15 protein-coding genes are annotated in these 15,361 nt (G+C 39.3%); 5 read left to right on the top strand and 10 right to left on the bottom strand.

Annotation, left to right across the window (positions count from 1 at the left end; genetic code table 11):
- Positions 1-122: 122 nt before the first annotated feature.
- Together FTU62_RS15685 and FTU62_RS15690 are read right to left on the bottom strand one after the other, a co-directional pair.
- Positions 123-761, bottom strand: coding sequence for a hypothetical protein (locus FTU62_RS15685; RefSeq protein WP_180103162.1), 639 nt, complete (start codon positions 759-761; stop codon positions 123-125).
- Positions 762-825: 64 nt separating this feature from the next.
- On the bottom strand, positions 826-2,529 hold the full coding sequence (locus FTU62_RS15690; protein WP_180103163.1) for a M61 family metallopeptidase: 1,704 nt from the start codon (positions 2,527-2,529) through the stop codon (positions 826-828).
- Positions 2,530-2,709: 180 nt separating this feature from the next.
- Here FTU62_RS15690 and FTU62_RS15695 point away from each other — a divergent pair, with 180 nt between their 5' ends.
- The 3 genes from FTU62_RS15695 to FTU62_RS15705 all read left to right on the top strand — a co-directional run bounded on the left by FTU62_RS15695 (position 2,710) and on the right by FTU62_RS15705 (position 6,047).
- A complete protein-coding gene (locus FTU62_RS15695) occupies positions 2,710-4,023 on the top strand; it encodes a D-alanyl-D-alanine carboxypeptidase PBP6B (protein ID WP_168379355.1) in 1,314 nt (437 codons plus the stop codon).
- A gap of 103 nt (positions 4,024-4,126) precedes the next feature.
- Positions 4,127-5,428, top strand: coding sequence for an NAD(P)/FAD-dependent oxidoreductase (locus tag FTU62_RS15700; RefSeq protein ID WP_180103164.1), 1,302 nt, complete (start codon positions 4,127-4,129; stop codon positions 5,426-5,428).
- 136 nt (positions 5,429-5,564) lie between these two features.
- Positions 5,565-6,047, top strand: a complete 483-nt coding sequence (locus FTU62_RS15705) for a peptidylprolyl isomerase (protein WP_078194383.1) — start codon at positions 5,565-5,567, stop codon at positions 6,045-6,047.
- A 156-nt stretch (positions 6,048-6,203) separates the two neighbouring features.
- Here FTU62_RS15705 and FTU62_RS15710 read toward each other — a convergent pair whose 3' ends face one another.
- The 6 genes from FTU62_RS15710 to FTU62_RS15735 form a co-directional block, all read right to left on the bottom strand.
- Positions 6,204-6,983 (bottom strand): M48 family metallopeptidase, encoded by a 780-nt coding sequence (locus FTU62_RS15710; protein ID WP_111885895.1) that lies wholly within the window; start codon positions 6,981-6,983, stop codon positions 6,204-6,206.
- Positions 6,984-7,095: 112 nt separating this feature from the next.
- Complete coding sequence (locus FTU62_RS15715) at positions 7,096-7,404, bottom strand: hypothetical protein (RefSeq protein WP_078194385.1); 309 nt, start codon at positions 7,402-7,404, stop codon at positions 7,096-7,098.
- Positions 7,405-7,501: 97 nt separating this feature from the next.
- Positions 7,502-8,305: a M48 family metallopeptidase gene (locus FTU62_RS15720; RefSeq protein WP_180103165.1), complete on the bottom strand. Its 804-nt coding sequence runs from the start codon at positions 8,303-8,305 to the stop codon at positions 7,502-7,504.
- A 559-nt stretch (positions 8,306-8,864) separates the two neighbouring features.
- The gene (locus tag FTU62_RS15725) at positions 8,865-10,184 is read right to left on the bottom strand and encodes an adenylosuccinate synthase (RefSeq protein ID WP_078189071.1); all 1,320 of its coding nucleotides are present in this window, start codon (positions 10,182-10,184) and stop codon (positions 8,865-8,867) included.
- Between the two features lie 66 nt (positions 10,185-10,250).
- Complete coding sequence (locus FTU62_RS15730; protein ID WP_180103166.1) at positions 10,251-11,417, bottom strand: ATP phosphoribosyltransferase regulatory subunit; 1,167 nt, start codon at positions 11,415-11,417, stop codon at positions 10,251-10,253.
- A gap of 320 nt (positions 11,418-11,737) precedes the next feature.
- Positions 11,738-12,193 (bottom strand): Lrp/AsnC family transcriptional regulator, encoded by a 456-nt coding sequence (locus tag FTU62_RS15735; RefSeq protein WP_078189073.1) that lies wholly within the window; start codon positions 12,191-12,193, stop codon positions 11,738-11,740.
- A gap of 142 nt (positions 12,194-12,335) precedes the next feature.
- On the opposite strand from FTU62_RS15735, the gene FTU62_RS15740 reads away from it, so the two are divergent.
- A complete protein-coding gene (locus tag FTU62_RS15740) occupies positions 12,336-13,082 on the top strand; it encodes an AzlC family ABC transporter permease (protein ID WP_180103167.1) in 747 nt (248 codons plus the stop codon).
- Complete coding sequence (locus tag FTU62_RS15745; protein ID WP_111885892.1) at positions 13,079-13,378, top strand: AzlD family protein; 300 nt, start codon at positions 13,079-13,081, stop codon at positions 13,376-13,378. Before FTU62_RS15740 ends, FTU62_RS15745 begins: the two co-directional genes overlap by 4 nt.
- 163 nt (positions 13,379-13,541) lie before the next feature.
- On the opposite strand, the gene FTU62_RS15750 is transcribed toward FTU62_RS15745, so the two are convergent.
- Together FTU62_RS15750 and FTU62_RS15755 are read right to left on the bottom strand one after the other, a co-directional pair.
- Entirely contained in the window at positions 13,542-13,844 is a 303-nt protein-coding gene (locus tag FTU62_RS15750) for a hypothetical protein (protein ID WP_180004122.1), read from the bottom strand.
- A gap of 199 nt (positions 13,845-14,043) precedes the next feature.
- Entirely contained in the window at positions 14,044-15,072 is a 1,029-nt protein-coding gene (locus tag FTU62_RS15755; protein WP_180103168.1) for a type I glyceraldehyde-3-phosphate dehydrogenase, read from the bottom strand.
- Positions 15,073-15,361 lie beyond the last annotated feature (289 nt).

Consider the following 15,361-nt stretch of genomic DNA (forward strand, 5'->3'; position numbering starts at 1 on the left):
TGTGTTTCAGAAAGCTTCTTTGAATCGATATATTTCATCCGCAGATTATGCATGAATATTTAAAATTCTTCGGTACAAATAATCAGCAAGAGACTGTTCGTTTTTTGATTTATGAAAGAGGCTTATTCTTTTACATAATCAAAATCAGTATCTTGGAAGTGCTCTTGATACCAACAAGTAAAATGATATAAATCACCTGTCTCCTTTAACGGAATTTTCTGTTCCTCTTCTAAAGCATCAAAACTCATGTATGCCTGCTTTATCAACTGATTTGCAAAATAGTAATGAATATTTACATGTGATTGGTCATACAGTTGACTTGACCTAAAAATTACACCTTGTGCTTTAGCAACTAACGCTACAGGGTTATTATCCATTTTTATTGCTTGATCCCAATAATATTGAGCACAAAAACTGCGCCCTATTGAAGATAAAAAATTCCCAAAATTTGTTAAAACAAATGATAATAATCCATGATTATCATTTGTTTTTTTAAGGATATATAATGACTTCTCATACAAATTAACCGTAGTTATTAAGTTTTTCGAAAACCAATGCTCATCCTGATATTTATAAATTTCTGAACTACAATTCGCTAAAATATAGTAAAAATAGCCTTTACAGCCATCATCAGTAAAAGTGAACTCGTTATCAAAATGAAAATTAAACCACTTTATTAATTCAGCTTTTCGACTTGTATCCAATAATAAATCATCTACCAACCCTGCAAATGAATTTAATTGTTGCAGCCCCAATTCCATAATTTTTCTAATAAAAAACCCATACTAAGTATGGGTTTTACATGAAATTTAAATGTTTTTCAAATTAAGCCTTCAACCACTTCTCCGCTTTAGCCTGATCTTCCACTTTAAGTTCAACTTCAGTTAATTCTGAACCTGCCGCTTTCACTTCAAAGCTCATCAGTTCATCGCGGCGAAATGCTAGTACGGTATAAGTACCGTCTTGCTTGGCATATTTTTCTGCCAATTTAACCGTCGCTTTTAAACCATCAATTGCAATAATCACATCATTTGCAGACAAGCCAGCTTTTGCCGCTGCACCATCACGACGAGCAGAATGAACCAACACACCTTCAGGCTTATCGACCAGCTTTAAACCAAATGGCAATGATTTGTCATTTTTAAGCGTGTAGCTTAGGCCAAACTCAGGGAATAATTGGTCTAACGGCAATTCATCCGTAGTATTAATCAAATGATTGATTTGTTCCAACCAATCATCACCTGTTAATTCATTACATAAATTGAAAATAGTCCGTTCATTCACTTGAATGCCGTTTTGTGCATTTTCATATAGCTTACGCATTAAGGCATCAAGACTTGAACCACGTAGGCGTAAGCCAAGGTCTAAACACAGCGCCACGAGGCAGCCTTTATTATAGTAACTGGTACCTGCATTATTTGAGTTTTCATCCTGACGGTAGAATTTCACCCACGCATCAAAGCTTGACTCAGCAACGGTTTGAATTTCACGACCCGGATTTTGCAAATAGCGATCAATTTGTGCTTTCAAAAGCTTGATATATGAATCCTGATTAATCACGCCGCTGCGCAATAAAATCAAATCATCATAATACGATGTAAAACCTTCAAATATCCAAAGCAAAGAAGTGTAGCCTTCTTTGTTCAAATCATAATTCACAAAGTTTTCTGGACGGATAAATTTTACTAACCATGAATGGAAATATTCATGGCTGCATAAACCTAAAAAACGTTGATAATCTGCCGAAGGCTCTACAGGTTCATTGGCTTTTGGTAAATCATCACGCGGGCTAATTAAACTCGTACTGTTTGGATGTTCCAAACCACCATAGCTATTCGCCGTTGCCATGGTCATAAAGGTATAGTCTTTAAATGGTGCTGAACCAAACATGGAAATTTCTGTCGAACAAATTTTTTCGATGTCTTGCTGCATACGCTGCGCGTTCATGGCATGTTTGCCCGAAACCACAAATTCGTGTGGAATGCCGTTGGCTTCAAAACTAAAACGGGTTTGTTCCGCCAGTTCAAACGGTGCATCAATTAACTGAGCATAGTTATCTGCATATAAGGTATAACGACCTTTCACTAAACTTTTTGACTTCAATCCAGTCGCAAGTTGGAAATGCTTTAACTCGGGTGGCAAGAATACTTCAACCTCAATGGCTGTATGTTCTTGGTCAACTAAACCTAAACATGCGCAAGCTGGATTGACGTATAAACGGCTTTGATCAACATAAGCACCACGGACCGACAAATCGAAGGCATATACATCATATTCAACCGTGATCAACTCATGATCTGTATTAAATAAGCGCCATTTATTTTTTTCAAATTTCTCTATTTGTAACAAACGCCCATCTTCATCATAAGCTCGAACAGCTTCGATATGCTTCGAAAATTCTCGGATTAAGTAACTTCCGGGAATCCAAGTTGGTAAAGAAAGCACCTGTGTTGGATTTGCCAAGAAACGTGCAGTGACATGGACTAGATGCTGACGATAATCGTCAAATTCGATTTGATAATGCAACATAATGGGCGATATAAAATTAGTAAAAGATAACTTATCAATTAGATTAACATTTTTTACAACTGAATGCGGAACTGTCGTAATTGTCTACAATTATGACTAGTCAGCAGAAAAAAAAAGGCATAGCATGCCTAAAAATTTTTTCGTTTTACCACCAACGGAATGGTTGGTTAAGGAACCTCATTGAAACACGTGATCTACCTCATCGCGCTGCTTAGTTTTCTATGCTCCACGATAGCAAATGCTGCCCTTTTAAATATTGTCCCTGAAACTGTTGAAGCTGAAGCTTGGACCATTTTAGACCCTCAATCGGGTCAAGTGATAGCAGAACATAATAGCCATGTTCAGCGTGCCCCTGCTTCACTTACCAAAATGATGGTGGCTTATATTGCTTTAAAGGAAATTAAAGCAGGTCATTTAAAGAAAAATGAAATCCTAACCGCAACCCCAGTTGTACAAGTGGTTCAATGGGATGAATCACAAATGTATCTCAAAGCTGGTGAACAAATTTCAGTTGATCAGCTTTTGGCAGGTCTTGTGGTCATGTCTGCCAATGATGCCGCTGTGACTTTAGCTGAACGCATTTCTGGTGATATTCCAAAATTTATTGAACGCATGAACAAAGAAGCTAAAGCTTTGGGCATGAATGATACCAATTTTCAAAATCCAGCCGGTATTACCATGCCAGAACATTATTCATCGGCGGCTGACCTTGCACGTTTAGGGCAAGCACTGGTGACTGAAACACCTGACTATTTGAATTATTCTAAACAACAAAGTTTTAGTTATAATCACCGTTTCCACCATGCAACTAATATTTTACTCAAACAAGATCCTACCGTTGATGGCTTAAAAACAGGTTTTACTAAAGCTGCAGGTTATAATTTAGCTTTAACAGCCAACCGTTTGATCGCGAATCCTGACGCGCCAGAACGTCGTTTGATTGTTGTGGTATTAGGGGCAAAAAGTGGATTAAAACGTGCAGAAGTAGCACACAACCTCATGAACTTGGCTTATACCTATACACGTAATGAAGTTGCAATCAAAGATAAGCAATTAATTGCAGAATTACCTGTGGTTAAATCAACCTTGAAAATGTTTAAGGTGGAAACTCAACAACCTAAACTAATTACAACTTCACTTTATGATCAAGCTTATGCCATCGATTTAAAAGCTTTTGACCCTACACAGCAACGTATTCTTTTAAATACCGGCAATGGTCAAATTCAAGCCATTGAACCACTTCATGAAACACAGACTAAACTGAGTGTTGAAGTAAATGAAAAAGAACTCACTGCGCCTTTGGCTGAAGTGATGAAATTAGCCACCGTTACGGTTTATCAAAATAATCAGCTGATCAATACCTTTGATATTGAAGATGACGTGCAAATTGAAGAAGCCAATATTTTTGAGCGTTTCATGATGTGGATTAAAGGTCTTTTTAGCATCTTTAATACGGATTCAGCTGAAGTTAAAACCTACCCTTTAGGTCAATGATGTGATTATGTAACTTGTAAGACAATTCGTTATTCGTGAAAAAAAGAAGATGGCATACTCGTGCCATCTTCTTTTTTTCAACAATAATAAAATAGGGAATTCAATGAATAACGCTGATGACTCCAAGTTACACCATATTGTCATTGTCGGTGGTGGTGCCGGTGGTTTAGAACTGGTCACTCAACTCGGTGATTTACTCGGGAAAAAAAAGAAAGCACGCATTACCCTCGTAGATATGAAACTCACGCATGTCTGGAAACCCCTTTTACATGAAATTGCCGCAGGGACGATGTCGGTTAGTGAAGAAGAAATTAACTACTATGCACATGCTGCGAAGCATCATTATGAGTTTGTCTTGGCTAAGTTTGAAGATGTCAATCCTGCTGAAAAAACTATTCAGCTTAGCAAAGTCCAACAAGGTAAATATGAATCTACTCAAGAACAACTGCAACTGAGTTATGATACCCTTGTTCTTGCTTTAGGCTCAGTTTCCAACGATTTTAATACACCGGGCGTGTATGAACATTGTCACTATTTGGACAGTCTGCAACAAGCTGAAATCTTCCAACAAGATCTCTTACAGTTGTATTTGGATGCGCAAAATAGCAATACAGCACGTGAGTTGAAAATTGCCATTATTGGCGCAGGTGCAACGGGGGTTGAACTTTCAGCAGAATTGGTTGAAGCCAAAAATAATTTTTATAAATATGGTTTAAATAAAATTCATCCTCAAAGCGTACAGATCAATTTGATTGAAGGTGCTGATCGGATTCTGCCTGCACTCCCTGAAAAAATGGCCGAGCATGCACAGCAGCAATTACAACGCATGAAAATTGAGGTCTTAACCTCTAAACGTGTGGAAAAAGTCGATGCTGAACATGTTTATTTTAATGATGGCAGTAAAATTAAAGCCGAACTAAAAGTTTGGGCGGCAGGCATTAAAACACCAGAAGTAATTTCTAAACTTGAAGGCTTTGAAAAAGACCACATGGGGCGTTTAAGTGTATATGCAACACTACAAACTAAGGCACACCCAGATATTTTCGCCTTTGGTGATTGTGCACATTGCCAACCGCGTGCAGATGAGCCTGTCCTCGGCCCACGCGCTCAAGTTGCTAGCCAACAAGCGTCATTTCTCGTGGATTGCTTAAAGGCGCGTATCCGTGGTCAGCAACTCCCGATGTTCGTATTTTCAGACAAAGGTTCCTTAGTCTCATTAAGTAAACATAAAGCAGTAGGTGAACTTTTAGGTCAGGTTAATGTTCAAGGCTTTGTTGCCAAATCAATGTATGTTTCATTATATCGACTGCATCAAGCTACAATTTACGGCTATGCACATGCAGGACTATTAACGGCTAAAGATTTTGTTACACGAAAAATTGCGCCTAAAATTAAATTGCATTGAAATTTACAGATTTGCCCCGATTAATGAAAAAAGCATCATAAGCATTTAAAAATTGCATTTTTTTGATAAATTTAGTCTACAAAAGTGCAATTTCACTTTATGATGTAACCCTTAAAAAATTGAATGGATCAATAACATGACTGCTATTGCAAATAACTCTGTGGTTTCTTTCCACTACACATTGACTAATGCAGAGGGTGAAACTCTCGACCAATCTCAAGGTGAGCCACTAGCATATTTGCACGGCGCTGGTAACATCATTCCAGGTCTTGAAAAAGCTCTTTTAGGCAAAACTGTTGGTGAAAAATTCACTGTAACTGTACCTGCTGCCGAAGGTTATGGCGAATACAACCCTGATCTCGTTCAAGAAGTTCCTGCTCAAATGTTCCAAGGCGTGGACAACATCCAACCAGGTATGCAATTCCAAGCTCAAACTGATGACGGCGTTCAAATCGTGACAGTTAAAGCTGTTGAAGGCGACAACGTTGTTGTTGATGCGAACTTTCCACTTGCTGGTCAAGATTTAACTTTCGAAGTTGAAATCGTTGAAATCCGTGAGGCTTCTGCTGAAGAACTTGAACACGGTCACGTACACGGTGCAGGCGGTCACCACCACTAAGATCTTCTGATCTCTAGTGCAAAAAGGCAAAGTTTTTACTTTGCCTTTTTTATTGCGCCTGATATAGGTATGCCATATAAGAACTTTTCAAACTATTAAATACAAAAAAGCAGGCCACGGCCTGCTTTTTTAAAACGGATAATTAATTCTTATGAATTAACGACGTTGGTTATAAATCTGCTGCGCTGCAGGTAGATTTTTACGCATCGCTTCAATACGTTGTGAGTTTGATGGATGCGTAGACAGGAATGATGAACCTCCCGCACCTTCAAGCTTATTCATTTTTTCCCAAAGTGTAATCGCCGCTTGTGGGTTATAACCTGCACGTGCCATTAACATTAAACCACCTTGGTCAGCACGGCTTTCCAGAGAACGTGAATACGGTAACCCTATACCGATTTGACTACCTAACTGCGCAGCAGCAGTGCCCAATTGACCGACATTATTGCCTGCGGCACTTAAACCAATATTCAGCGCAAGATCCGTTAAGGCTTGAGCACCCAATTTACTTTTTGCATGTTCTTCAAGAGCATGGACCATTTCATGTCCCATAACCGCCGCAATTTCTGCATCAGTTAAATTTAGTTTATTGACGATACCTGTATAAAATACAACTTTACCGCCTGGAGCGACAAAGGCATTGACTTGGTCTGATTTCATGACTGCCAATTGCCATTGGAACGCTTGACCCGTTTGGTTCATTTGGTCTGCAAATGGGCGAAGTTTGAGGAATACTGAATTAATTCGTTTATACGTACTTGATGAAGTATCTAACTGATTTTTAGAACGCGCATCCGCCACCATTTTGTTATAACTTTGTGTTGCTTGCGCGTTCAATGTAGCAGTATCCGCTCCTGCCATATCTGCCACTGTCGCACAGCCCGAAATCGTCATTACACCGGCCATACACAGGCTCGTTAGAATTATTTTTTTCATTAAGGATACTCCAGACCATTAAAATATAAGTGAATTTATGGATATTATATTCTTATGGTTTGGAGCTTAAAACGAAGTTATAGCGACTTATAATAGTATTTATGTAATTTTTTTAAGCTGAAAATTGAAGAACCAACCAATAGATTAAACAAACCACATTCAAGCCCAAATACACATGCATTAATGGCTTAATTTTTTCTTCTAACTGCACATTTTTTCGCTTAAAAAATAAGACAGCATTTTGTATCAAAACTATGGGCACAAGAATACAGGCAATAATCACCGACAACCCAATCAGGGCTTGATAAATTAATTGTGGATCTTGAGTTTGGGCACGAATGATCATCATAGCAATAGTGGGTGCTCCCCCCATCGCAAATAATAAAGAATAAAAAATGGTGGTCGAAATATTCTTTTGCATCCTGCACTTCTCTTCCTAATTCAAATTGCATTTTAGCAACTCAACACAATGTGTATAGCGTACTAAAATGCAACTTTAGTCTTGAAAACAGCCGATATTAACGACGTACACTCGAAGGTGTCGCATTTTTATAATATTGCTGTGCTTCTGGCATCATTTTTTGCATAGCAGCAATACGGTCATTATTGCTTGGGTGTGTAGACATAAATTTGCTCAGTGCATCATTGCCACTGTTGTCATTTGCATTCATTTTTTTCCACAACGAGATCGCTGCTTCTGGGTTGTATCCAGCTTTTGCCATCATCACTAGGCCACCTTTATCCGCGCGGCTTTCCAAATTACGTGAATACGGTAAGCCCACACCGAACTGACTACCCAAATCAAGCAAGGTTGCACCATAGCCGCCTGCAGCATTGCCTACATATTGTGAACCGATACTCACCGCAAGATTGGTCAGTGCTGAAGCGCCAATTTTATTTTTTGCATGTTCTTCTAAAGCATGAACCATTTCGTGACCCATGATTGCTGCGACTTCATCATCCGTCAGTTTGAGGGTTTCGACGATTCCTGTATAGAAAACAACTTTGCCGCCTGGTGCCACATAGGCGTTAATTTCTTTAGACTTGATCACGGCAACTTTCCAATCAAAAACCTGACCCGTTTGATTCATCTGATCTGCAAATGGTTTCATTTTCCAGAAAACACGGTTTACTTTTTGATAAGTCGCAGACTTGGTATCGAGCACTTGTTTGGTCTGTGCGTCTTTCAGCATTGCGTTATAAGACTGTGTTGCCTGTAAGTTCAAAGATGCAGAATCAGCACCGGCCAAATCGGCAATTGTTGTACAACCTGATAAAGAAGCTGCTACGGCAAAGCATGCCAAAGATTTTTTATAATTCATCATGATCTCTAGTTATTTATAAAGAGTGTCAAATATATACAAAAAATTGACTGACTCAATATTTTTATGCTTATTTTTTTCAAAATCTTTATTTTTCCATTATTTAAATTTAATACTGATGTTACCCCGTAAAAATAATTTCACATTTTTTAAATACTTTTAAGTATATTCGACGGAGTCTTACATCTAGGGCTTAAATAAAGGGATTAACCTTCGGCTGGAGGTACACACATGAAACAATGTTTCTCATTAGGCAAAATGAGAAGCGTGCTTCGCAAGGAAACCATCTTGCGGTGCAATGCACCTCACCGACAAAACTCGTTCACTAGTGTCAAAATATTTACAGTATTGCAAAAACATTTTTAATTAAAAGTAGTCCTGTCTCAAACACTTGCGGATGAATTATCGCGTATCATTCTTTTATTTGAATCAAATGGCACTTCGGATGTTACTGCATTTATCAGTTAATAATACCTGTCGGTTTTTGAATTTTTATTCTTCGCCCTATAAAAAAAGCCCCGCTTTCGCGAGGCTTTTGACATCTTAATTCAACAGCACATTATGCGTCGAATGGATGACGTAATACGATTGTTTCATCACGGTCTGGACCAGTTGAAATGATGTCGATTGGACATTCAATCAATTGCTCTAAACGTTTCACATAGTTAATTGCATTTTGTGGCAATTGATCTAGTGATTTCGCACCGAAAGTAGACTCAGACCAACCTGGCATAGTTTCGTAGATCGGTTTTAAAGTTTCAAATGCAAGCGCATCAGAAGAACCTACACAACCAGAATCAGCTGCTTCGTAACCTACACAGATTTTCACTTCTTCTAAACCATCTAGAACGTCTAGTTTAGTTAAGCAAATACCAGAAAGTGAGTTTACTTCTACTGAACGACGTAGAATTTCAGCATCGAACCAACCACAACGACGTTGACGGCCAGTAGACGCACCAAATTCAGAACCTACAGTACCCAAGTGTTTACCGATCGCATCACCAACATCGTTAGCAGCATCATAAACAAGTTCAGTTGGGAACGGACCAGCACCTACACGAGTTGTGTACGCTTTAGTAATACCCAATACATAGTCAAGGTGTAATGGACCAAGACCTGAACCAGAGCTTACGCCACCAGCAGTTGTATTTGAAGATGTAACATACGGATATGTACCGTGGTCAACGTCAAGAAGTGAACCTTGCGCGCCTTCAAACATGATTTTCTTACCTGCTTTACGGTAAGCATGGAGTTCACCAGTAACGTCCATCACCATAGGTTCGATGACTTTACGCCATTCGTCACATAGAGCGATCACATCTTCAACTTTAACTGCTTCAACACCGAAGAATTGAGTCAATTGGAAGTTATGGTATTCAAGAAGCTCTTCAAGTTGAGCTTTAAGATGAGCACCACCACGAACCAAGTCAGCAACACGGATTGCACGACGAGCCACTTTGTCTTCGTATGCAGGACCGATACCACGACCTGTTGTACCAATTTTCGCATTGCCACGTTTTTTCTCACGTGCTTGGTCAAGGGCGATATGGTGTGGAAGGATCAACGGACAGTTTGGAGAAATACGTAGACGTTCACGTACAGGCACGCCTTCTTTTTCTAAAACTTCCATTTCATGGATTAAAGCTTCAGGTGATAAAACAACACCATTACCAATTAAGCACAATACGTTGTCACGTAAAATACCAGATGGAATGAGGTGTAATACAGTTTTCTTACCACCAACCACAAGTGTATGACCTGCGTTGTGTCCACCTTGATAGCGAACTACCGCAGCCGCTTGATCTGTGAGCAGGTCGACGATCTTACCTTTACCTTCGTCGCCCCATTGGGTACCAAGTACCACAACATTCTTGCCCATAATAGCCTCATTGCATCATGCTGTTAAAATTGGAAAAAACGTGTGTGCCCGCAGGCACATCCGCGATTAAATTTGTTCGATTGTCCACTCGCCATTTGCATTCACCAACTGGTGCGTTGCATACGGTGCTGAGCTTAAATCATCATTACCTAACAATTGAACAACACTGAATCCTTCGGTACGTGCTGCCTCAATTGCCTTTAATAAATCTGCTTCGATGCCTTTTGGTGCAACCAAAACTTGGCTTTTCTGAACTTGACCAGCAGTTAATGCATATAAGTCACAAGAGAAACCTGTTGCTGGACGCGCACGGCCGAAGTGTTCACCAATACCGTCATAGCGACCGCCTTGAGCCAATGGCGCAGCACGGTTTGGTGCATATACGGCATACATTAAACCAGTGTGATAGTGATATGAACGAAGTTCAACCACATCGATACCAATATGTAGTTCTGGCCAACGCACCTGAATTGCGGCTTGTGTCGATTTCACTGCATCAAATGCAAGTTTAAATGCTTCGTTATTTAAAACTTCAGCACTTAAATTTGCTTGTAACGCATCTAAATCACTTGCAAAACGACCTAAGGTATAAAAATCTTGACCGAATGGAAGCTTTTGTGTGAATTCAGCAAGTTCAGGTAGAGCTTTACGTTGATACAAGTCAGATAACTGACGTTCAACTGCTTTGCTCAAGCCAGCTTGTTTCACCATGCTGCGGAATAAACCGACATGCCCTAAATCAAGATGAATACCATCTGCATGACCTGCTTTAGCAAGCAAGTTGATCATGACATCAATCAGTTCAACGTCAGCATCAATGCTGTCTGAACCAAATAATTCTGCACCTAACTGTAAAGGTGCACGTGTGGTATTAAAACCCTGTGGCTTAGTATGTAGTACTGTACCAGCGTAGCAATAACGAGCTACACCTTCGACAGGATGTACATGCGCATCAATACGAGCCACTTGTGGTGTCATATCGGCACGCACACCAAGCAAACGACCTGAAAGTTGGTCGATCACTTTAAAAGTGGCTAAGTCTAAATCTTGATTCGATTCTGAAAGAGAAGATAGAGATTCGATGTATTCAATGAATGGCGTGTACACCAACTGATAACCTCGAGATGCGAGGAAATCTAATGCTTCACGACGCAAAGATTCAATCACTTGCGCCTGTTCTGGCAGTACATCAGCTACACCATCAGGTAATAACCATGTCTCTGAAATGGGCATGTTGTAAACCTAAATTCTTGTCAGCGCGGAACAAATCCGCATAAAAAAATCGGGAGCACACCCGATTTCTCCTAGTTTAGCACGATAGTTTTACGCTTGCACACGACTTTTTCATAAAAGATGCTTCAGCATTCATTACTTCATCAACAGCTTTAATTTTTACAACTAAATATATGTTTATGCTTATATTTTAAAATCCTGTGAACGTTATTTTTTAACCATTTGATAAAAAATAATAAGCATCCTACTTTCTATAGATGAAGTTTTAAACAAAGTTATAAATATGATCAGGCTCAATAACTTAATTTAAGACACGAACATCAATCCAATGGAAGCGCTGTAGTTTGTTTAACGGCCTGTAACGGTATCTCTGTTTTTACATTTTGCACACTGGCGATCTGCGTTAAATGATGAATCTGAAACTTTCGATAGGCTTCTAAATCTGCCACGACGATACGTAAGAAAAAGTCACAATCCCCTGCCATGAGTTGACATTCAACCACCTCAGGCATCGTTTGAATCGCTGCGACAAAATCATTCACGGTTTTTGCATCTTGACCTTTTAGCCAAATCCGCGCAAATACCGTTAAACTTAAATTCAATTTTGACTGATTCAGTAAAGCCACATATTTCTCAATATAGCCTTCATCTTCTAGTTGCTTAACCCGTCTCAAACACGGCGAAGGTGATAAACCAACTAGTTGGGCCAATTCATTATTTTGTAGTTTTCCATTTTGCTGTAATGCTTGCAAAATGCGTTTATCTATCTGATCCATTAACAAAGGCACTAAATTTCACAATAAGCTTTATTTTAGCAATTTCATTGCACAATAAAAGTGATCTTTCATAAAATAGCTGCCAAATGCTGCTCAGATATCCATAAAATATTGCTTTCGATCTCACTTCATGGAAAACGTCATGATGATGTTTAGACAAAGTACACTCAATCACACCCATTCAGAGCATTCTATTGAGTTTAAACGAGGTCTAAAAACATCTATTCCAATGCTGCTGGGCATTATTCCTTTTGCATTAGTTTTGGGTGCTCAGGCAACACATAAAGGATTTTCTAGTTTAGAAGTTCCGCTTTTGACTGGCCTTAACTTTGCCGGTGGATCTGAATTTGCCATTTTGGAAGTTTGGACCAATCCCCCTAATATTCTCATGCTGATGTTTATTACGTTTTTAGTGAATAGTCGGCACCTATTAATGGGGGCGAGCCTTGTCCCGTATTTACGACATTTACCGAATCGTACGGTTTATACCGCTTTATTTTTTATGTGCGATGAAAGTTGGGCTGTGGGTTTGGCTGATGCGCAAAAAAAATCTAATGTTTTGGGAATTCAGCGCGCCTTTAGTTTGATGTTCTATGCAGGCTTATGCTGTGCTCTATATTTGATGTGGGTTGGCTTTACCACGCTAGGGGCAATGATCGGGCCCATACTTGGCGATATTAGTCGACTTGGTTTTGATATGGCCTTCCCTGCTGTATTTCTTGTTTTACTGCGTGGCATGTGGAAAGGCTTTAAAGCGGCGCGTCCATGGCTGGTCAGTTTGATTGCCGCATCTCTGGCGTATTTGTATCTCCCTGCGGGCTGGTATGTTCCGATTGGCGCAGTTACTGGCATTGCTTCTGCATTTTTCCTAATTGGAGATGATGCATGATCCACACTAGCACCCTGATCGCGATTCTATTTATAGCCTTAACCACTTACCTGACCCGCATCTTGGGTTATGTGTTACTGAAAAACCGTAGCCTCACCAACAAACAACGTCAAATTATGGAAGTTGTTCCCGGCTGTGTATTGATCTCAGTGATTGCGCCCTATTTTGTCAAAGATCATCCTGCTGATTTAATCGCGATGGCCATTACGCTATTTGCAGCATCACGTTTTTCGTTATTGCCTACCGTTGTGATTAGCATGCTTTCAGCAGCAGTATTAAGACAAATTTTGATTTAACTAAGTAATACGCGATCATGTTTTGAATAACGAAAGAACTACGATTTAAACCCAATGATGATGAATATTAGGAATCATCTTATTGGATAAAAAATACCCATACCTTGAGATCACATGCTTCATGCAGATATCGAGGTGTGGGCAGTCTTTTGTATTTTTTTGATTAGCTTTGGTCTGTCTTGACCACTTTTGCCAAAAGGTTCACCAACTCTGCATTTTGCAATTCAACTTGTTGTAATTTATGAGCGGTCTGATCTAGAACTTCTTGCTGGATATGCATTTTCTTTGCAAGGTCTTGCATAATTTCCAAGGTCTTTTTCAGGTTGGCTTCTAGATGCACCACTTTTTCTTCAAGTGGCAAGGTTTCATGCGCGGTAGATTGCGATACGTCACGATTAAACTGTAGCCAAATTAAAAAAATAACCGCCAGCGCCAATAATAAAATAAATCCCCAAAGTAACATCAACATCATGCTCAATACTCTTTATATATTTCTTTGACTTTCATCTTAAACAATAAATTGGCTGTGCTTGAATATTTTTTAAAGTTTTTCAATATTTTCGAGATACATCAACGTCATTACGCATGATTTTTCATCTAATTTTAGAAAATAAAAAACACCTATAAGCTAGTAGATGTTTTTTATATCGGATAAGTTTGAATTTTTAAAGAGAATGAAAACTTTCACATAAATCGAGTAAGCGGTTCGCATAGCCCCATTCATTGTCATACCATGCGAAGACTTTTGCTTGTTTTCCTACCACCATGGTTTGATTCAAATCGACAATCAATGAATAAGGTGAATGATTAAAATCACTTGAGACCAAAGGTTCATCGGTTACTGACATAATTTCATGATAATCAAAACGTGCAGCTTTGCTTAACACTGCATTTAACTCATGCTTGGTGATAAGCGATTGGGACACAAAACTTAAATCGATTGCAGCGACATTGATCGTCGGTACACGAATCGAATAGCCAGCGATTCGATCTTCCATTTTCGGCATGACCCGTTTCAATGCCCCCAGAGCTGAAGACGTCGTTGGAATAATATTTTGACCCGAAGCTCGGGCACGACGCAAGTCACGATGTGCATGATCCAATACAGACTGATCCGCAGTCACAGCATGAATTTCTGTCATGAGTGCTGTGTCTATACCAAAGGCATCATCAATAATTTTGACTAAAGGCACCAAAGCCTGCGTGGTACAAGACACACTGGAAATAATTTGATCAGTCGCTTTTACTTCACGATGATTAACACCATACACGATCGCAGCATCAACACTGTCAAACGGTGCTGCACCAATAATCACACGTTTGGCACCTGCACCAATATGCTGTGTAGCTGCCTCTCGCGATCTAAATAAACCTGTGCATTCGAGTACCACATCGACATTCAGTTGCTGCCAAGGCAAAAGACTCGGCTGTGCTTCATTTAAAACTTGCACTTTGAGATGTGCTTGGGCACAAGAGATCTCTAGAAAAATAGCGCCATCTTGTTCAAGAATGTCGACTTGGCCTGCAAAACGACCATGCGTGGTGTCGTATTTAAACAAATGCACCATGGTTTCCACATCAGCGACATCATTTATGGCAACAATTTCATAGTGAAATTCCTTTGGATTTTCAAACCAAGCGCGTAATACATTGCGTCCAATTCGACCAAATCCATTAATTGCCACTCGCTGCATGACCAATCCTTCGTTTTAAAACAAAAATAAAGCATCTATATGTTAATGGATTTCAACATGAAAACGTTATCATTTATTCGTTTAATGCTTATTGGGCTTTATTTTTATAAAACTTTAGCACCTGTATAGATCTAAATATTAGCTTTACTGAAAATGTACAGCACCAAGATCCAGTCCAAACACTATGATTAAATTGGATGTAAACATGCACATTCCCCAATGAACTAAAAAATATAAATGCAAAGCACCTTCATGTAGACCATTTATCAACATACTGAAGTTGAACATT

Source organism: Acinetobacter sp. YH12126, from assembly GCF_013418745.1.
Classification (GTDB): domain Bacteria; phylum Pseudomonadota; class Gammaproteobacteria; order Pseudomonadales; family Moraxellaceae; genus Acinetobacter; species Acinetobacter amyesii.